Genomic DNA, 18,467 nt, shown 5'->3' on the forward strand with positions numbered 1-18,467 from the left:
AGGCCATGGGCCGGGTTCCTGTGCGGTTGCGACGACTCGCCTCAGTCGGCCCACGCCTCGACAAGCCCCGAACGCAGAGAAAACCAAACAGACGCGGCACTCATTCACCACGCAGTGTCGTGCCCATAGCGTGCTCTCCTAAGCGGACAACCACGGTCAACAGCGGTGCCACCAGACCCTCAGGCCTGCCACAGATCAACCGATACACCCAGGTCAGCAGCCGTACAGCCGCGCAAGCGCCGTCGCTTCCCGAGTTGAGGGCGCGAGTTCGGTTCTCGTCACCCGCTCCGTGATGGAACCCCCGGGTCAGTGGCCTGGGGGTTCCTCTCCTGTGCTTGCGTGGGAGTGGTCGTCTCCGCACAGCGGCGGTCCGCGGAGCCGCCACCGTCCCCGTCGCCGGCGGGGGGGCGGTGGCGGCTCCTGCGGCGTCAGCGAGAGCGTGGGCGTTGCCCCGGCAGTGAGGGCGGGGCCGGGCCGGCCGCCGCCCTCACCCGAGGTGTCAGGGGTTTTCGATGGTGATGAAGGGGTCCCATTGGAAGTACCCCTTCAACTGCCGGTGGCGGTCCAGGATCTGGAAGGAGAAGTGGTACACGACCTTGCCGGCCCTTTTGACGGTCGTCCGCCAGTAGTGATCCTGGTAATTCTGCGTCACGAACTCCGGCCTGCCCTCGGCTCCCTCCTGCGGCATCGGATAGACGCCGTCGATCACCTCGATCTCCGGCGTCCTGATGAGCACGTGACTGCTGTCGCTGCTCACGTACTTGTACAGCAGTGCCTTGTAGTCGCTGCCGAGCGACAGCGTCGTCTCCCGCCACCTGACGCTGTCCCCGGGTTCGGCCCGGAGGTTCAACTCGGCCCCCGACGTGCCGATGATGTGGTCCTGACGCGTCGTCATGTAGATCAGGCGGTGGTCGACGTACGTCGGCGCGTCGGGGTTCCTCGACGCGTTGGGATTCTGCTCGAGGATCGTGGCCGCGTCGAACGCGATCAGTACGTTGAGATCAGCCATTTCCTGCCCCTTCGAACACGAGCGAACACGAGAACTACCTGAGACGCGCCGTCTTGACGCGCCTTTTCCCTCTCACCTCTCCGGCCCCTCAGGCCGTCGCGGTGGGCTTCGGCACCTTGTACGCCATCACTCGCGGGTAGTCGTGCCGGCGCAGGCGGACGCGGACCAGCAGCGGTCCGGCGTTGACCGGGTCGGCCGGGTCGGCGAGGCGGGCCAGCAGGGCGTCCATCTCGGAGGTGTCCGCGACGACGACCCCGTTCGCCGGGGTGTCCTTGCCGGCGAAGAGGGCCGCGAGGCGGTCGTAGTGCCACGGATGGAGGACGTTGTAGAAGTCCGGGCCGGTGGGTCCCGGCTCGGTGTAGTAGGACGGGTGGACCAGCATCTGCTCGATGCCGTAGAAGTGTCCGTTGTCCATGACGAACACCACCGACCGCAGTCCGAGCCGGGTGTGGGTGGAGATCTCCTGGCAGGTCTCCTGGAAGGCGCCGTCGCCGACGAAGCGGCCGGCGACGAGGCCGGTGATGCCGGCGCCGATGACGAGGATCTTCTTGCGCGGGTGCCGGGTGGGGCCGAGGTGGCCCGTGTCGATCAGGGTGTGGAGACAGCCGAGCTTGAGGTCCTCGTCGCCCGGCCCGACGAGAAGGAGTTCGCGGGCAAGCCTGAGACAGGTCTGCCAGCGGGCACGGATGGCCGAGTTCTCCCGTGGAATGTCGGTCATGACTTGCGATCGTAGAGACGGAGAAACGGTTTTCCGGTTTTCCCGGCAGATAAAGTCCAAAAAACGCCGATCGCACCGTCCGACGAAAATTCGGCTTTCTCGGGTCCCTCTTGACGGACGACAGATCCAGCAGGGACGGATGAGGAAAGAGAAAAGAAGCCGAATCGATAATTCACTTACGGAGTGCAGAAATACCGGTGCCTCAATGAGGGCGGCCTCGCCGGCCGGCAGGGTCGGAAAGGACGCCAGGACGGCGATTTTCCGCCCGGCCGTCGCCGCTGCGGCCGTGCTCGGCGCCGCCGACGCCCCGGAGCCGTGGATCCGGGCCGCCCGGCGGATGACGGAACCCCTGCGTCCGCCGGGGACCGGTCAGCGGTGCTCGGGGTTGTCCGCGTCCGGGCGGCAGCCGGCGTCCCACTGCGAGCGCTGGTTGCCGTGGGCGGGGACGCCTCCGGCGCGCTTCAGCAGGGCGGCGAGGTGCATCAGGTTCCAGGTCATGAAGGAGGTGTTGCGGTTGGTGAAGTCGTTCTCCGGGCCGCCCGAGCCCGGGTCGAGGTACGACGGCCCGGGGCCGGCCGCGCCGATCCAGCCGGCGTCCGCCTGGGGCGGGATCGTGTAGCCGAGGTGCTGGAGGCTGTAGAGGACGTTCATGGCGCAGTGCTTCACGCCGTCCTCGTTGCCGGTGATCAGACAGCCGCCGACGCGGCCGTAGTAGGCGTACTGCCCCTGGGAGTTGAGCAGCGAGGAGCAGGCGTAGAGACGCTCGACGACCCGCTTGGTGACGGAGCTGTTGTCGCCCAGCCAGATCGGGCCGGCGAGCACGAGGACGTCGGCGGCCATCACCTTCTCGTACAGTCCGGGCCAGGCGTCGGTGGCGAAGCCGTGCTCGGTCATGTCCGGGTACACGCCGGGGGCGATGTCGTGGTCCACGGCGCGGATCAGGTCCGTGGTCACGCCGGCGGCGTCCATGACGGCCCGGCTCCTGTCGATCAGGCCCTGGGTGTGACTGAGCTGCGGGGACGGTTTGAGGCTGCAGTTGACGTAGAGGGCGGTCAGGTCGTCGTAGCGGTACGGGGTGTCGGTGGAGGGTGAGGCCGTCATGGGTGACAGCCTCTCGCACGGCTTCCGGTTTGCCCTGGTTTGACGCACCCGCGTACGCCTTGCGGAGTCGTGGCGTACGGGCGCGCTCCCGTGATGCGGCGCCGGTTCGGGCCTAGCGTGGCCGTATGCGCGTACTGGTCACCGGCGGTGCCGGGTTCATCGGGTCCCGTGTCGTCGCCGCGCTCCGGGAACGCGGACACGAGCCGCTCGTGTTCGACGTGCGGGAGGATCCCGGAGCCGACGTGCGGGACCCGGCAGCCGTCGGCCGCGCCCTGTCCGGTGTGGACGCCGTGTGCCACCAGGCCGCGATGGTCGGGCTCGGCAACGGGGTCGCCGACGCGGCGGATTACGTCTCGCACAACGACCTGGGCACCGCCGTGCTGCTCGCCGCCATGGCGGAGGCCGACGTCGGGCGCCTCGTGCTGGCCGGGTCGATGGTCGTCTACGGGGAGGGGCGGCACGAGTGCCCGCGGCACGGGACCGTACGGCCCGGGCCGCGGGCCGTCGCCGACCTCGACGCGGGCCGGTTCGAGCCCGCCTGCCCGGCGTGCGGGGACGACCTCTCCCCCGGCCCGGTCGGCGAGGACGCCCCGGTCGATCCCCGGAACGTGTACGCGGCGACCAAGCTCGCCCAGGAGCACCTGGCCGCCGCCTGGGCCCGCTGCACCGGCGGATCGGCGGTGTCGCTGCGCTACCACAACGTGTACGGCCCCGGAATGCCCCGCGACACCCCGTACGCCGGTGTCGCCTCCTTATTCCGCTCGGCGCTCGCCCGGGGTGAGGCACCACGCGTGTTCGAGGACGGGCGGCAGCTGAGGGATTTCGTGCACGTCCGGGACGTGGCGGCGGCCAACGCGGTGGCGCTGGAGGCGGAGGCCGCCCGGGGTGTGCTCACGGCGTACAACACCGGCAGCGGTGAACCGCGCACCGTCGGCGAGATGGCACGGGCGCTGGCCGCCGCGTACGGCGGGCCCGAACCGGTCGTCACCGGTGAGTACCGGCTCGGGGACGTACGGCACATCACCGCGGACTCGTCGCGGCTGCGGGCCGGGCTGGGGTGGAGGCCGGAGGTCGGTTTCGAGGAGGGCATGGCGGAGTTCGCGCGGGCCGGAACGCGGGGGGCGTAGGACCGCGGTGGACCGGTGGTGCCGCCCGCGCCCGGGAAGCGGCGGCAGGCGGCACCACCTCGACACGGCGATCGCCGGGAGCGTTGCGTACGGCGGCCCGGCCCTGATGCGCCTGCACGATCCCCCGAACGCCACCCTGGCTCCGGCGGCCCGCGTTCCACAAGGAGCGGAAGTCCGGTATGCACCGGTTCGCGCTCGTAGGGTACGACCGTGACAACGACTCCTTCGGACGTCGACGTGGTGCTGCCCTGCCTGAACGAGGCCGAGGCCCTTCCCTGGGTGCTCGAACGGATCCCGCAGGGCTGGCGCGCGCTCGTCGTCGACAACGGTTCCACCGACGGATCGACCGAGGTCGCCCGCGCGTGCGGTGCGACCGTCGTGCACGAGTCGCGCCGGGGCTTCGGCGCCGCCTGCCACGCCGGGCTGACCGCCGCCACCGCCGACGTGGTGTGCTTCTGCGACGGCGACGCCTCCCTCGACCCGTCGCTCCTCGTCCCCTTCGTCCGTGAAGTTCGCAGTGGCGAGGCCGACCTGGTGCTCGGCCGGCGGCGTCCGCGGGGCCGGGGCGCGTGGCCCGCACACGCCCGCGCCGGCAACCTGGCGCTCACGCGGATGCTGCGCCGCCGCACCGGGCTGCACCTGCACGACCTCGGTCCCCTGCGCGCCACCCGCCGCGAGCCCCTGCTCGCTCTCGGCCTCACCGACCGGCGCAGCGGCTATCCGCTCCAGATGGTCGTCCGCGCGGCCGACGCCGGCTGGCGGATCGCCGAGCACGACGTGCCGTACCTGCCGCGCACCGGAGCCTCGAAGGTCACGGGCACCTGGCGCGGCACCTGGCAGGCCGTACGGGACATGAGCCGCGTGTTGAACGAACCCCCCGTGCACGGGGAACCCGCCGCGCCCGGAGGAGGAACCGTCCGTTGACCACGCTCCTCGTCATCGCCAAGGAGCCGCGGCCGGGCCGGGTCAAGACCCGGCTCACCCCGCCGTTCACGCCCCGCCAGGCGGCTCAGCTGGCCGAGGCCGCCCTCGTGGACACGCTGCACGCCGTGGCGGCCACGCCCGCCTCCCGGCGCGTCCTCGTCCTCGACGGCACCCCCGGCCCCTGGCTGCCGCCCGGCTTCGACGTCGTACCGCAGTGCGCGGGCGGGCTGGACGAGCGGCTGGCGGACGCCTTCGCGCGCTGCGACGGCCCGGCCCTGCTCATCGGCATGGACACCCCGCAGGTGACGCCGGAGCTGCTCACCGTGGACTTCGCCGGCTGCGACGCCCACTTCGGCCCGGCCGAGGACGGCGGCTTCTGGGCCCTCGGCCTGGCGCACCCCGATCCCGCCCTGCTGCGGGGCGTGCCCATGTCGACCTCGGTGACGGGAGCGGCCCAACGGGACCGGCTCCTCGCCGCCGGCCTGCGGGTACGCGACCTGCCGCCCCTGCGTGACGTCGACACCGCCTCCGACGCCCACGCCGTCGCCGCCCTGGCCCCGCACGGCCGCTTCGCGGCACGGCTGGCCCGGTGCACGGCGGTCGCGGGGCCGGATGCGCGGCCGGGCACGGGGGACGACCCACCGAACGACTGACCGGCCCACCACCGCCCTCGCCCGGGCGACTGCCGGCCCCTACGCCGCCGCCCTGCGCAGCCGCAGCAGCCGCAGCGTCAGCAGCAGTGCCGAGCCGCCGAAGAGGACGGCGGTGATCAGCAGCCAGCGGGCGAGGAACACGTCCACCGACAGCCCGGTGCCGAGCCGGTAACGCCACTCCACCCTCCCGCTGATCAGCGGGAACCACACGAGGAGGAGCAGCCCGGAGAGGGCCGCCGGTACGCGCACGTACGGCACCCACTCCCGGCGCCGGACCGCACCGAGCCCCCGCACCACCGCCCGGTCCGCGACCGCGTACAGGGGCAGCAGCACGAGGTCGTGCAGCAGCGCCGCCCCCACGAACCACAGCGCCACGCCGAACCAGTCGTCCGCGAGCAGTCGCACGCCCGCGTAGGCGGCGAGCGCGAACGAGCAAGCGAGCAGCAGGAGTTGCAGGGGGCTGCCGACCGGAACGCGCACAAGCCGAGGAAGCCGCGGACGCATCACAGGTCTCCGAACGTCATCCGGGCCACCCATTTGGTGTTGAGCACCCCGGGTGCGGCGGGCACGATGATCCGCGCCGGGTGGCCGTGGTCGGGGGACAGCTCCTCGCCGTTGACGTACAGGGCGAGCAGGGAGCGCGGGTCGGCCACCTGGTTGGCGCGCAGGGCGGCTTCCCGGAAGGCGCCGCTGCGCTGGAGGGACTCGACGAACGCGTCCGGCGGGTCGTCGTCGTACCCGACGAGCGCCGCGAGGTCGCGCAGCCGCACCCCGCGCCACCACTGGTCCGACGTCGACCAGCCCTCCACGCAGGCGATGGGCAACGCCGCGCTGTACTGGGGGAGCCGGAGCAGCTCGTTCCGGCTCAGGCGGACGGTGCCCGTACGTCCCCTGACGACGAGCCGCCACGCGTCCTCGCCCGTCTCCGCCGCGTCGATCCCGGCGTACGCGGCGGTCTTGTTGATCTGGAAGCCGTTCGGGCCACTGCCGGGATCGCCGCCGCCGTGCGGTGCGAGGAGGGCGGTGCGCCGCAGCGGACCGTCGAAGTTCTGCCCCGCCGTGGTGGCGAACAGCAGCAGCGAGCCGCCCCCGACGAACCACAGGGCACCCCGCCGGGAAAAGGTCGGCTCGGCGGGACGCGGAGACACCAGGTCGTCCTTCTCCTCCCGCAGGTGCCGCAGATTGCGCAGCGCCGTGGGCAGCCTCAGCAGCACGTGGACGACGAACGCGGCGAAGAACACCCACGCCCCGTAGAAGTGCAGCGGGTAGAAGGAGCCGGGGAAGACGTAGTCGAGCTGGATGTTGAGCACACCGGTCACGAACTGGAACAGTGCGCCGCCCACCAGGAGCAGCAGCGAGACCCGCTCCAGGGCGTGCGCGAGCGAGCGGGCCGGCGGCAGCGTGAACAGCCTCGGCACCACGGACCACAGCTTGGCGAGCAGGACGGGGATCAGGGTGATGCCGAGGGTGACGTGGACGCCCTGGTTGAGCCGGTACAGCCAGTGCGGGTCCGTCGGCCAGGCGAAGAGGTAGAAGCCGAGGATCCCCTTGTCCGGTGTCTTGTCGTTCACGGGCGACAGGTCGGGGTTGTAAGCGGCGTACGAGACCAGGCCCGTCACGAACAGCACGGTGATGCCGACGAGCAGGACGAGGCCCAGCACCGAGGTGAACCAGGGACCGCGCAGGGGGCTGCGCCAGAAACCGGGCGAGGAGGGAAGCCGTGGGGCATCGGGGTCGCGCATGTCCCGACGGTAGGCCGCAACCACCCCGCGAAAGGGTGAGCGACCCATGACGAAACGCTGGCATGGGGCCCGGACGGCGGTCCGGGACCGGCCGGGCGGCCTAGCGTTCCGGTGTGATCCGCCCCCTGCCCTCCACCGAGCCCGGCACCGAGCACTCCGGCGTGCCCCGTGGCCCGAGCCGTGACCTGTGCGCGGCCGGGGCCGCCGTGCTGCTCGTGACGACGGCCGTGCTGGTCGGCCGCCACATCCAGGGGACCAGCCGTACGCTGTTCGCCGACTGGCCCCCACTGCTGGCGTCCTGGGAACCCCACCTCGGCCCCGGCACTCCGGCGGCCGTCCTGGTGGCGGTCGCCACCGTGGCGTACGGCCCCGCCCTCGCGGCCCGTCTCCCCTGGCGGGCCCTGGTTCCCCTGACGTGGGGCACGGCCACGGCGTGGACCTCCTCCCTCGCCCTGGTCGACGGCTGGCAACGGGGCATCGCCGGCCGGCTCACCACCCCCCACGAGTACCTCCGGGCCATCGACCGCTTCCACGACGTCCCGGCGGCACTGCGAGGCTTCACCGGGCACATCCTGCTCGGCTCCCCCGACCACTGGCCCGCCCACACCGCCGGCCACCCGCCCGCGGCCACGCTCACCTTCGTCCTGCTCGACCGGATCGGACTGCGGGGCGGGGGCTGGGCCGGGGTGTGGTGCATCACCGTCGGGGCGACGGCCTGCGTGGCCGTGCTGGTCGCGGTCCGCGCCCTGGCCGGCGAGGGACTCGCGCGCGGGGCGGCGCCCTTCGTCGTCCTGGCGCCGGCCGCCGTGTGGATGGGCACCTCGGCCGACGCGTACTTCGCGGCGGTGGCCGCGTGGGCGGTGGCGCTGCTCGCACTGGCGGTCACCGGACGGTCCCTGTGGTGGGCGGGGGTGTCCGGGCTGCTGTTCGGCCTGACCTGCTACCTGTCGTACGGCCTCACGCTCGTCGCGCTGATCGCGGCGGCGGTCCTGGTGCTCGGCCGGCACGGGATCCGGGGGCGTCCCGCCCTGCTGGTGCCCCTGCTCGCCGGGCTGGCGGTGGTCCCGACGGTGTTCACGCTCGCCGGGTTCAACTGGTGGGAGGCGTACCACCTGTTGGTCACGCGCTACCACCAGGGCGTGGGCGGCGTCCGCCCCTACGGCTACTGGGTGTGGGCCAACCTCGCCTGCACGGTACTCGTCACGGGCCTGGCGACGGCGGCGGGCCTGCGACGGACCGGCGCGGTGCTCGTCCGGCACCGCGGCGACGTGCTCTCCCGCCCCGGGGCCGCCGCTGCCGAGGCCCGTCTCGCACTCCTCGTGTCCGCGGCGCTCCTCGCCCTGCTGGTCGCCGACCTGTCCGGCATGAGCAAGGCGGAGACGGAACGCATCTGGCTTCCCTTCGCACTGTGGCTGCTTCCGGCGTGCGCGTTCCTCACCCCCGCCCCGGCTCTCGGCTCCTCCCTCAAGTTCTCGACTTCGCTCGAACAGGGGGGACCCCCACGAGCAGGGAGGACCCCCGTCCGCGCTTGGCTCACCGCCCAGGCGCTGCTCGCCCTGCTCCTCAACCACCTGCTGCTCACCCGGTGGTGACCGCACCCGAGGAGGCGGAAGCCTGAGAGCATGACGGTCGCCGTGACGGCCGGGGGGGGCGACTGTCGACGTGCCGCCGGCACAGCTCTCCACCGGCAAGAGGGGAATGCCGAACGGCACAGTTCGAGGCCGTGTCCCATCCGTGCCCGTAAGCGCGGACAACCAGCTCGACAGCGGTGCGGCCAGATCCATGAAACAGCGGCAGCGCGGCCGAGGCCGGTGAGGGCACGGCGAGGCACCCCGCATGCACAGCGTCCCTCACCGGCACCTGAGACAGCCGACGTGCTCCACGCCCGGACCGACCTCGACGACACCCGCAGCCACGCCGCGCGACTCCCCCAAACGCTGCAAGGCGCTCACCGGGAAGAGTGGCGCGGACAGCCCACCGCACCCGGGGGCCAGGGGCGGCGCGTCGCACGACACGACGGCGCGGGGCAGGTGCACAGGGCCACGGGAGACGGGCCTTCACTTCATTTCCAAGGGACCGTCAGATGACGTCCACCGCGAGCCCGTTACGCCTTTAGGGGTAAATCGTCCCGGGATGCGGCGCGCCTCACCCCGGAAAAAACTGTGGGCGTGGTTCCCCCTCCGGCTGTCTCCCGCTTGTGCGATCGAGGTTCCCGATGAATCCGAGTCATGCTGCCCGTCCACCCCACGGAACGGAGCACCAGCCTGTCCCGCCCGGCCCGAGCGGACACGACAAGGCCTGCGCGCGGCGGGAGCGGATACGGCTGGTGCTGGCGTGTTCGGCAGCGGGCATGCTGCTCACGGGCTGCTTCGCCGCCGGTCACACCACAACCGGTGACCGGGCCGGACGCCCCCCGGCACAGAACCAGGCACCTGTGACGCCGGCGAACAGCAAGCCGGCCCAAGCACCGCCAGGCCTCCCCGGCACGCGGACGCCGGCCCCGACGGAGGTGAACAAGGCGCTCACCCGTCTGCTCGAACCGATCCGAACACAGAGCGGCACTCAGGTGTCGGTCGCGGTTCTGGAGCCCAAGACCGGCCGCCGGGCGGTGTACGGCTCACGAACGCACATCACCGCGAGCGTGGTGAAGGTGAACATCCTGGCGGCACTGCTGCTGCGCGCCCAGCACGAAGGACGGTCGCTCACCCCGTGGGAGACGTCCACCGCCGCCTCGATGATCCAGAGCAGTGACAACGACTCCGCAGGTGCCCTGTGGCGACGTATCGGCGGCGGCCCAGGACTCGCTGACGCCAACAAGGCCCTGGGGCTGACCTCCACCCGATCAGGACCAGGTACCCACTGGGGCCTCACCCGCACCACCGCGGCGGACCAACTGGCCCTGTTGACCGACGTGTTCGCCGACTCTTCACCGCTCAGCGAAGCCTCACGCCACCTGATCCAGACCTTCATGGGCCGGATCGACGCCGACCAGGACTGGGGAGTGTCCGCGGAAGGCAGCCGTTGGCAACTCAAGAACGGCTGGCTGCAGCGCTCCCACTCGCAACGCTGGGTCATCAACAGCATGGGGCGAGTCGAAGCACACGGGAGCACGTTCTACGTGGTCATCCTCTCGCACGGCAGCCCGAGCATGTCTCACGGCATCTCCACGGTGGAGCGAGCAGCGCGAACAGCCGTACACGCCCTTCGCAGCACCGCCCCTCCCGTGTCCCCGATCATCCACTGACCTCTTTCCTGCCGGCCCGAGGCCGCATCCACCGCCCGGGGAGATCTGCTGCCCAGGGAGAAGGAGGGCCCGGTGGGCGACGGTCGTCCGATGACGACCACTCGGTCGCTCATGAGCACCACCCTGAGCAGCCGAAACCCGGCTCACCACGATCCCCGGCAGGAACCGGGGCAGGAAGTCGGCGTTCTGATCGCGCCCACCGCCTACGACCCGCCGTGGAAGAAGCCTGACTTCAGGTCCCCGATGACGGCGTCGAGTGGATGCCCGCTGACGATCAGCGGCCCGCTCCAGGGCGCACTGAGTGCGAAGAGCAACGCCAGGCTCAGCCCGACCACACTCGCCACACCCACGATGAGCAGGGAGGTGCGCAGGCTGCTGCGGAAGACCAGTGCGCCGGAGTTCACGATCAGGGCCAGTCCACTGACCACGAGCGTGACGACGTAGAGCGTGGGAACGTCACGCGAGGCGGCCGCGATGCGGGCGCGACGACTGTTGGTGACACCGTCCAGGGAAACCACCAGCTCCGTGCCTGTCGTGCTTCCCACCTCGGGCCGGGCCGCCTCGGTGCGCACGCTCCGCTCCAGCCCCGCGATCGCGCGAGCGGTGGCCGGTTCGTCACCGGACGCCGCTGCCGGGCTCTTCCATTCCTTGGCACGCGTGGCCTGCAAGTAGTCCAGCAGCGCCGCGTGGATCGGCTCCGACCGGACTCGCGGACTCGTCGCCGCCCATGCCAGGCGGGAGGCCGCGGCCGCCTCGTCGCTCACCAGGCCCTCGGCTGCGCGCAGGTAGCCGGCCTCGCTGGCCAGTGAGAGTGCCGCGAAGATCGCGAAGGCAGCGCCGAGTGTCGGCATCAGGGGTGTGGCGATCTGCGGCACCCGGTCCCGTTCCTCGACCGGTACGAGCATCCGGACGCCGATCCGCGCCACGGCCGCGACCAGTAAGGCGAGCAGGAGCCCGCCCACAACCAGCACCACCGCCGGCAGCGAGGTCAACCAGTCCACCACATCACCCACAGTGCGTTTACACGAGCACCCCGCGGCGGCGACACATCGGCCCCGTGGCCTGGAGCTCCTCGGCGATCACTTTCAATGAGCGCTCCATGGTCACAGGTCGAAGGCTTTTGACGCTCGCGACGCCCGGCACGGCATCTCGCTTCGTCGACCGAACAGCCGAGTACGGCCCGGTACGAGGCCGTACCGGCGACGACCGCCGCGCCCGTCTCGCTCTCCGTCTCGTTCCGCCCGGTTCACCGTCGTTCGGCCGAGACCGGAAGCCGGTCCCCATCCGGTGGCGAGCCGCCCGTGAACGCAGGTGAACGCCCCGTACGCACCCGTGGCGCACCAGACCGAGCGGGCCGGCCACTGGTCACAACACCGGCCGCGGACCTGGAGTCGCCGGAAGAAGCCCCTGGCGCGATGCCGGCCCGAGAGGCGGAGGCCATGCGGTGAGCGGCCCCCACCGACCGTCCGGGGGAGTGCGGGAGTCCGCAGGACGGGCTTCGCACCTGACGGGCCGTCGACATGGACGTGTACCGACGACGGTCCATGTACCGGGTTGCCGTACGTCCGTCACGCGAAGCGGCCGGCAACCCGGTGCACCGCGGTTCAGATCGGTTCCGGTTGCGGTTCCGGTTGCGGTTCCGGTTGTCGTGCTGGTGTGTCCCTCGGTTCCCACGCCCCGGTGGTCCGTACGTAGCCGTGGACCACGGAGGCCATCGCCAGCACGAGCAGGGGTCCGGACACCCACGGATGCTCGGCCATCTGCGACGGCAGGAAGCGGTAGGACAGCAGCAGCGCGGCGAAGACCGTCGCTCCGTGAGCGACCAGCCGGATCCCCGCCCGGTCCCAGCCGCGGTCGAACGACCGCAGAGCCGCCTCGACCGTGAGCACGAACACCACGCCGGCGATGAGGTCCACGCCGTAGTGGTAGCCGAATCCCAGTGTCGCGGCGAGCGTGGCGATCAGCCAGAACGTTCCTGCGTACCGCAGGAGGCGTGGGCCCTTCCGGGTGTGGATGAAGAGCGCGACGGCCCACGCCGTGTGCAGGCTGGGCATGCAGTTCCGCGGGGTGATCCCGTCGAACGGCATGGGGTGCGGGGTACTGATCGGCGGCGGCGTCCGCGGCCACAGGTCGGCCACCGCCCAGTGCTCGCTGGACGGAATGTCCGGCGCCCACAGGCTGACCGTCGCCCAGTACTCGGTGCCGGTGCCATAGGCGAAGAGCGGTCCGACCACCGGGAAGACCATGTAGAAGGCCGGCCCGAGGAGGCCGATCACCAGGAAGGTGCGCACCAGGTGATGGCCCGGGAAGCGGCGCTCGACCGCCACGCCGCGCAGTTGGTACAGCGCGACGACGACCGCGGCCACCGCGAGCTGGCCGTAGACGATGTCGAGGACGTTGAAGCCGATGGGGCCGGTGGCGGTGACGACCCGGCCCACCAGCCACGACGGATCGCCCAGCGCGTGATCGGCTGTCGCCACGTACTGGTCGAGCACCACCGGGCGGGTCTTCGAGGTGATGAGCAGCCAGGTGTCGCCGGTCTTGCGGCCGGCCACCAGCAGCAGGCCCAGCCCGACGCCCTTCAGCAGCAGGACACGTTCCCGGCCGGTGCGGCGGGTGACCGCGATGACCGCGTGGCCCAGGATCACCCACAACGCGCCGTTGCCGAAGGGGTGGCCGCCGGTCGTCCCGGCGTCCACCGCCCACCGGACCAGCGAGAAGACGATGTCGATACCGATCGCCGCACCCACCGCGACGAACCGTTGCCGCCAGGTGAGGACCACCGTCATCAACGCCATGGCGGCGTACAGCAGGCCGCCCGACTTGGGGGCGGCCACCAGCTCTCGCACCTGGCCGGCGATCGGCCCCGGCAGGCCGTGACGACGCGCGGCGAACTCCAGCAGGATGAGGAATCCGAGGGCCGCGACACCCGCCACGGCCCAGAGTCTCGCCCGTGGTCGACGCTCCGCGGAGAACGCGGCCCTCCGGTTTATTCGCGAAAAGTCCCGCGGTGGCATGTGTCTCACTTCTTGGCTGCTTCGTCAGATGTCGGTCATGTCAGGGCGGGTTTCGCTCGTCACCTTCCGGACGGAACCGCTTTCCCTTCATGAAGAGTCGCCCTTCGAAGCAAGACGGAAAGACCACGGCCAGGGTTGCGGCGGGCCCGTCGTCACCGCCGCCTCGCCCTTCAGGCCGGCGTGATCTCGTCGACCAGGTCCTCGACGAGGGCCCTGATCTCGTCCCGGATCGGGCGGACGGCCTCGACACCCCGGCCGGCCGGGTCGTCGAGCTTCCAGTCGAGGTAGCGCTTGCCGGGGAAGACGGGGCAGGTGTCGCCGCAGCCCATGGTGATGACGACATCCGAGGCCTGGACCGCTTCGGTGGTCAGGATCTTCGGGGTCTCGGCGGAGATGTCGATGCCGACCTCGTCCATCGCCTGCACGACGGCGGGGTTGACCGCGTCGGCGGGAGCGGAGCCGGCCGAGCGGACCTCGACGCGGTCGCCGGCGCGATGGGTGAGGAAGGCAGCGGCCATCTGGGAGCGGCCGGCGTTGTGGACGCAGACGAACAGCACGGACGGGCGCTGGACGGCAGAACTCATGAGCAGGGGCTTTCTCGGGAGAACGGACCGGTCAGGAGGCGGCGGATTCCGCTTCGCGGTGCGGGAGGACGACCGCGTCCGCGGAGGGAGCGGGCCGGCCGTAGACCACTGCGAGGGCCCCCAGACCCAGCACGGCTCCGAGCACTTGGGCGACCAGGAAGGGGGCGACGGAGGCGGGGGCGATGCCGGCGAAGGTGTCCGTGAAGGCGCGGCCGACGGTCACCGCCGGATTCGCGAACGACGTGGAGGAGGTGAACCAGTAGGCGGCCCCGATGTAGGAGGCCACTGCGGCCGGGGCGAGCGAGGCTCGGCCGATCCGGTCGAGACCGAGGACCAGCAGGATCAGCCCGGCCGTGGCCACGACCTCACCCAGCCACAGATGGCCGGCGGACCGGTCGTGGGTGGAGAACTTCACCAGCGGCTCGGCGAACATCGCGTCGGCCAGGACCGCGCCCGCGACGGCGCCGACGATCTGGGCGGGTACGTACGCGGTGACGTCCCGCAGGGTGGGGCCGTGCGGATCACGGCGGCCGGTGAACCAGGCGGCGAGGGTGACGGCGGGGTTGAAGTGCGCGCCGGAGACCGGCCCGAGCAGGGCGATCAGCACGCCCAGGCCGAAGACGGTGGCGAGGGAGTTGGCGAGCAGTTGCACGCCGACGTCGCGGGAGAGTTCCGTCGCCTGGATGCCGGAGCCGACCACGACCGCCACCAGCAGTCCGGTTCCGATCGCCTCGGCCGCGATCCGGCGGCCGAGCGGCGCGTTCACGCGCCGACTCCGGCGGGCCGCCCGGTGGTCAGGAACGCGGCGAGCTTGTCCAGGACTCCGGGCAGCACCCAGTAGTACACCCAGGTCCCGCGCCGCTCGCAGTCGACGAGTCCGGCCTGCCGCAGGAGCTTCAGGTGGTGGGAGATCGTCGGTTGGGACAGGTCGAAGGCCGGGGTCAGCTCGCACACGCAGACCCCACCGCCCTCACCGCCCTCACCGCCCTCACCGCGTGAGGCAATCATCGACATCAGGCGCAGCCGGACCGGGTCGCCCAGGGCCTTGAAGACCTTCGCCAGGTCGGCCGCCTGGTCCTCGTCCAGCGGTGCGGTGGACAGGCCGGGGCAGCAGGCGGCGTCCCGGCCGATCACCTCGAGCTCTTGTTTCGACATGCCCCTATGTTGACGTTTTTCGAATCAAGGCGCAAGGTTGAATCAATGAACGTCAATACAAGCCGTTCCGGGGCCTTGCCGCGCCCCGTCACCAGGGAGTGAGTCATGAGCGAGCAGCCCACCGACCTGCGGGAAACCGTCCGCCGACGGTACGCGGCGGCGGCCGTGAAGGTCAGCGAGGGCGGTACCGCCTGTTGCGGGCCCGAGCCGGTCGAGGTCGACGAGAACTTCGGCTCCACCCGCTACGCCGCCGACGAGCGCGACGGACTGCCCGCCGAGGCTGTCGCCGCCTCCCTCGGCTGCGGCAACCCCACCGCCGTCGCCGAACTCCGCGAGGGCGAGCGCGTCCTCGACCTCGGCTCCGGCGGCGGCATCGACGTCCTGCTCTCCGCCCGCCGCGTCGGCCCGACCGGCAAGGCCTACGGGCTGGACATGACCGAGGAGATGCTCGCCCTCGCGCTCGACAACGCGAGGAGGGCGGGCGCCACCGACGTCGAGTTCCTCAAGGGCACCATGGAGGCCGTCCCGCTGCCCGCGAACACGATCGACGTCGTCATCTCCAACTGCGTCATCAACCTGTCCACCGACAAGCCCGCCGTCTTCGCCGAGGCCTTCCGCGTCCTCAAGCCCGGCGGCCGTATCGGAGTCTCGGACGTCGTCGCCGAGGACGGCCTCTCACCCGAGGAGCGGGCCGAACGCGGCGACCACGTCGGCTGCATCGCCGGCGCGCTGTCCTTCGCCGAATACCGGGAGGGGCTCGAAGCCGCCGGGTTCACCGGCGTCGAGATCACCCCGACCCACCCGGTCGCCGACGGCATGCACTCCGCCGTGGTCCGCGCGGTCAAGCCCTCCGCCGCCGGTGAGCCCGGCGGCTCGAACGCGGCAACGGACGCGTGCTGCGGCGTCACCGCCTGCTGCACTCCAAACGAGCGGGCCGCCGACCCCTCCACCACGGTGGTGGCAGCCAAGACCGCCTCGGGCTGCGGCTGCCGGGGCTGACCGACCCAGCAGTTCCCCACCCCTGCCGGACGGCGCGTCAGCGGACCACGGGCAACCGCGGGCGGCGGGTTCTCCTGGGCGGGTGCGGGCGCGGCCGGGCACCTGGCCCGGCCCCCTGCATCCATGACCGGCACAGGCCGGCCCCTGGGCCCGACGTCCTCGTCAGGAAGCGAGACGGGTGGAAGACGCACCGCCCGATGGGCTGTCGGCCGGTCGCCCTTCACCGCACCCCTTCCCTTGTCTGGCCCGCCCCACAGGGTTCCCGCACCCGGTGCCCCGCGGGTCGGCGTACCCAAGTGGAAAGGAGGCAAAGAAAGTTCACGGAACGTCACTCTTCCGTTGCGGTGAATCGAAGATACGATCTTCAAACAACCTCTGGTGCAGAAGTGGTTCCTCCATGAAGACGATGACCGACCCGGGCCATGCCGACGGTGCGTCCGGGGCTTCACGCCCCCGTACCGCCGCTCCCCCGGTCCTCCCTCCATCGCACAGCTCTTGACGTCCTACGCCTCGCGTCCACCGGACACCGACCCACCGCCGACTCAAAGGTTTTCCATGGCTCGTTCCCCCGCGTCCACTCTCGAACCCCGAGGGAGCAGAGCCCTTTGGGCAGTGGCTCTCGTGCTCACGTTCCTCGCGTTCTCGGCGGCCGTGGTGCCCGTCGCCCGCATCGGCGTGGCCGCGGCCGTGATCCATGCGGCCGTTTCCCTTCTGGTCCTCGGCTGCCTGGCCCGCCTGAGCGGGCAGCACCGGGCAAGCGTGGCGGAGGCGGCACGCCTGCACACCGGGATACGTGAGCGGGAGGCGGAGGCCGCGCGCCGCGATGCCCACTGGCACACGTATGTGCGCAAGCAATCCGGTGCGGCCCTCCAGGAAGCGGAGTTCCTCGTGACGAAGCGGCTTCCCGCCGCTCTTGCCAGGGACGAGGTCCCCTCGCCCCCCAAGAGCGAGGAGCCGCTGGCGGTGGAGCTCTCCCAGTGGTTCGACAAGCTGCTCTCGGATGTGTCCGAGGCGATCGACGACCGTGAGGAGTCGCAGCGCGTCGCGCTGGTGGAGCTGGCGAGCCGGATTCAGACCTCGGCGCACCGGATCCAGGCCACGATCACGGGTGTGGCGGAGCGTCACCCCGGCGACTCGGGCCTGCTCGAGGCCACGATGCAGGTGGACCACGCGGCGACGCAGCAGGCCAGGCACGCCCAGAGTCTCAAGGTGCTGTGCGGGGAGTGGCCCGGCCAGCAGTGGCAGAAGCCGCTGGCGCTGGTCGACGTGGTGCGCGCCGCTTCGGGCCGGATCGTCTCGTTCAAGCGTGTCGAGGTGACCGGCGATCCCGACGTCGGCATCACCGCGTCGGTGGTCGAACCCCTGATCCACCTCGTCGCGGAACTGCTCGCCAACGCGACCGAGTACTCACCGCCGAGGACCAGCGTGGCGGTCACCGTGCGCACGGTGCAGCGCGGCGCGGTCATCGAGGTGGACGACGGCGGCCTGGGCCTGGACGAGTACCGGCTGACCGAGGCGCGCGAGATCGTCTCGGGCCGCCGTCTTCTGGGCGTCGGAGACGTCGGCGAGATCCCGCAGACCGGTTTCGCGGTGGTCGGCCGCTTCGCGCACCGTCACGGCTTCGGCGTCGACCTCGGTCCGTCACCGTACGGTGGCGTCCGTGCGGTGATCCTGGTGCCTCTCGAACTCCTGAAGACCCTCGAACCCGCCGGGGCGCCCGGCGGGCGTGTGCTCCCCGCACAGCCCCCCGCTCCACCGGTGCCGACGCCGCCGGCCGCCGCGCCCTCCCCCGAGCCCCCGCCGGCCGCCGCCTCCGATCACGCCGTTCCCGTACGGGCCCCGGAGTCCGCCGCCGAGCCCGCCCCGCCGGCCGAGCCGCCCCCGCCCGCCACGCGCGCTCCGGGCGCCCGTCCCCGCCGGCTGCCCCAGCGCCGCTCGCGGCGTGACGGGTACGTCCCCGCGGTGGAGGAGGCGCCGACCGCCGTCACTCCGCCGGGTTCGCCGGAGGACGCGGGCGACTGGATGGAGCAGTTCTTCGAGGGCGGCCGGACCACGCCCCCCTCGACCGGAGCCGCACCCCCGCCGTCCGGAGCCGTGCCTCCGCACCCCACCTCGTACGGCCCCCCATACAACACCTCCCCCGACACAGATTCCTCGGAAGGACAGAAGTGAGCACGAATTACGTGGAGAACCC

Annotated in this window: 17 protein-coding genes; 7 read left to right on the forward strand and 10 right to left on the reverse strand. The window is 71.6% G+C overall.

From position 1 onward, the window contains the following. Nucleotides 1-499: 499 nt before the first annotated feature. The 3 genes from JL475_RS02415 to JL475_RS02430 form a co-directional block, all read right to left on the reverse strand. A complete protein-coding gene (locus tag JL475_RS02415) occupies nucleotides 500-1,009 on the reverse strand; it encodes an inclusion body family protein (RefSeq protein ID WP_202274637.1) in 510 nt (169 codons plus the stop codon). An 88-nt stretch (nucleotides 1,010-1,097) separates the two neighbouring features. Next, the gene (locus JL475_RS02420; protein WP_307824955.1) at nucleotides 1,098-1,727 is read right to left on the reverse strand and encodes a thiamine pyrophosphate-dependent enzyme; all 630 of its coding nucleotides are present in this window, start codon (nucleotides 1,725-1,727) and stop codon (nucleotides 1,098-1,100) included. 369 nt (nucleotides 1,728-2,096) lie between these two features. Beyond that, nucleotides 2,097-2,828, reverse strand: coding sequence for a flavodoxin family protein (locus tag JL475_RS02430; RefSeq protein WP_202274639.1), 732 nt, complete (start codon nucleotides 2,826-2,828; stop codon nucleotides 2,097-2,099). Between the two features lie 125 nt (nucleotides 2,829-2,953). Between JL475_RS02430 and JL475_RS02435 the strand changes: the two genes are divergently transcribed. From JL475_RS02435 to JL475_RS02445, 3 genes are all read left to right on the forward strand, one after another. Beyond that, nucleotides 2,954-3,955, forward strand: coding sequence for an NAD(P)-dependent oxidoreductase (locus JL475_RS02435; protein WP_202274641.1), 1,002 nt, complete (start codon nucleotides 2,954-2,956; stop codon nucleotides 3,953-3,955). A gap of 210 nt (nucleotides 3,956-4,165) precedes the next feature. Beyond that, the gene (locus JL475_RS02440; protein WP_202274643.1) at nucleotides 4,166-4,879 is read left to right on the forward strand and encodes a glycosyltransferase family 2 protein; all 714 of its coding nucleotides are present in this window, start codon (nucleotides 4,166-4,168) and stop codon (nucleotides 4,877-4,879) included. Then, nucleotides 4,876-5,532: a DUF2064 domain-containing protein gene (locus JL475_RS02445; protein WP_202274645.1), complete on the forward strand. Its 657-nt coding sequence runs from the start codon at nucleotides 4,876-4,878 to the stop codon at nucleotides 5,530-5,532. The genes JL475_RS02440 and JL475_RS02445 overlap by 4 nt, the downstream gene beginning before the upstream one ends. Nucleotides 5,533-5,571: 39 nt before the next feature. On the opposite strand, the gene JL475_RS02450 is transcribed toward JL475_RS02445, so the two are convergent. Together JL475_RS02450 and JL475_RS02455 are read right to left on the reverse strand one after the other, a co-directional pair. Further along, nucleotides 5,572-6,069, reverse strand: a complete 498-nt coding sequence (locus tag JL475_RS02450; protein WP_202274647.1) for a hypothetical protein — start codon at nucleotides 6,067-6,069, stop codon at nucleotides 5,572-5,574. After that, on the reverse strand, nucleotides 6,036-7,274 hold the full coding sequence (locus JL475_RS02455) for a molybdopterin-dependent oxidoreductase (RefSeq protein WP_202274649.1): 1,239 nt from the start codon (nucleotides 7,272-7,274) through the stop codon (nucleotides 6,036-6,038). The genes JL475_RS02450 and JL475_RS02455 overlap by 34 nt, the downstream gene beginning before the upstream one ends. Before the next feature lie 161 nt (nucleotides 7,275-7,435). On the opposite strand from JL475_RS02455, the gene JL475_RS02460 reads away from it, so the two are divergent. After that, nucleotides 7,436-8,866, forward strand: coding sequence for a hypothetical protein (locus JL475_RS02460; protein WP_202275345.1), 1,431 nt, complete (start codon nucleotides 7,436-7,438; stop codon nucleotides 8,864-8,866). Between the two features lie 917 nt (nucleotides 8,867-9,783). After that, entirely contained in the window at nucleotides 9,784-10,518 is a 735-nt protein-coding gene (locus tag JL475_RS02465; RefSeq protein ID WP_202274651.1) for a serine hydrolase, read from the forward strand. A 203-nt stretch (nucleotides 10,519-10,721) separates the two neighbouring features. Here the strand turns inward: JL475_RS02465 and JL475_RS02470 are convergent, their stop codons facing one another. The 5 genes from JL475_RS02470 to JL475_RS02490 all read right to left on the reverse strand — a co-directional run bounded on the left by JL475_RS02470 (nucleotide 10,722) and on the right by JL475_RS02490 (nucleotide 15,274). Next, nucleotides 10,722-11,522, reverse strand: a complete 801-nt coding sequence (locus JL475_RS02470; protein ID WP_202274653.1) for a hypothetical protein — start codon at nucleotides 11,520-11,522, stop codon at nucleotides 10,722-10,724. A gap of 600 nt (nucleotides 11,523-12,122) precedes the next feature. Next, on the reverse strand, nucleotides 12,123-13,454 hold the full coding sequence (locus JL475_RS02475) for a phosphatase PAP2 family protein (protein ID WP_307824956.1): 1,332 nt from the start codon (nucleotides 13,452-13,454) through the stop codon (nucleotides 12,123-12,125). A gap of 251 nt (nucleotides 13,455-13,705) precedes the next feature. Further along, nucleotides 13,706-14,119, reverse strand: a complete 414-nt coding sequence (locus JL475_RS02480) for an arsenate reductase ArsC (RefSeq protein ID WP_202274657.1) — start codon at nucleotides 14,117-14,119, stop codon at nucleotides 13,706-13,708. Between the two features lie 31 nt (nucleotides 14,120-14,150). Then, the gene (locus JL475_RS02485; protein WP_202274659.1) at nucleotides 14,151-14,885 is read right to left on the reverse strand and encodes an MIP/aquaporin family protein; all 735 of its coding nucleotides are present in this window, start codon (nucleotides 14,883-14,885) and stop codon (nucleotides 14,151-14,153) included. Next, nucleotides 14,882-15,274, reverse strand: coding sequence for a helix-turn-helix transcriptional regulator (locus tag JL475_RS02490; RefSeq protein ID WP_202274661.1), 393 nt, complete (start codon nucleotides 15,272-15,274; stop codon nucleotides 14,882-14,884). The genes JL475_RS02485 and JL475_RS02490 overlap by 4 nt, the downstream gene beginning before the upstream one ends. 105 nt (nucleotides 15,275-15,379) lie before the next feature. Here JL475_RS02490 and arsM point away from each other — a divergent pair, with 105 nt between their 5' ends. Then, nucleotides 15,380-16,273: an arsenite methyltransferase gene (gene arsM, locus JL475_RS02495; protein ID WP_202274672.1), complete on the forward strand. Its 894-nt coding sequence runs from the start codon at nucleotides 15,380-15,382 to the stop codon at nucleotides 16,271-16,273. A gap of 555 nt (nucleotides 16,274-16,828) precedes the next feature. Next, nucleotides 16,829-18,445, forward strand: a complete 1,617-nt coding sequence (locus tag JL475_RS02500; RefSeq protein ID WP_202274674.1) for an ATP-binding protein — start codon at nucleotides 16,829-16,831, stop codon at nucleotides 18,443-18,445. Nucleotides 18,446-18,467 lie beyond the last annotated feature (22 nt).

The organism is Streptomyces sp. M2CJ-2 (genome assembly GCF_016757295.1).
Taxonomy (GTDB): Bacteria; Actinomycetota; Actinomycetes; order Streptomycetales; family Streptomycetaceae; genus Streptomyces.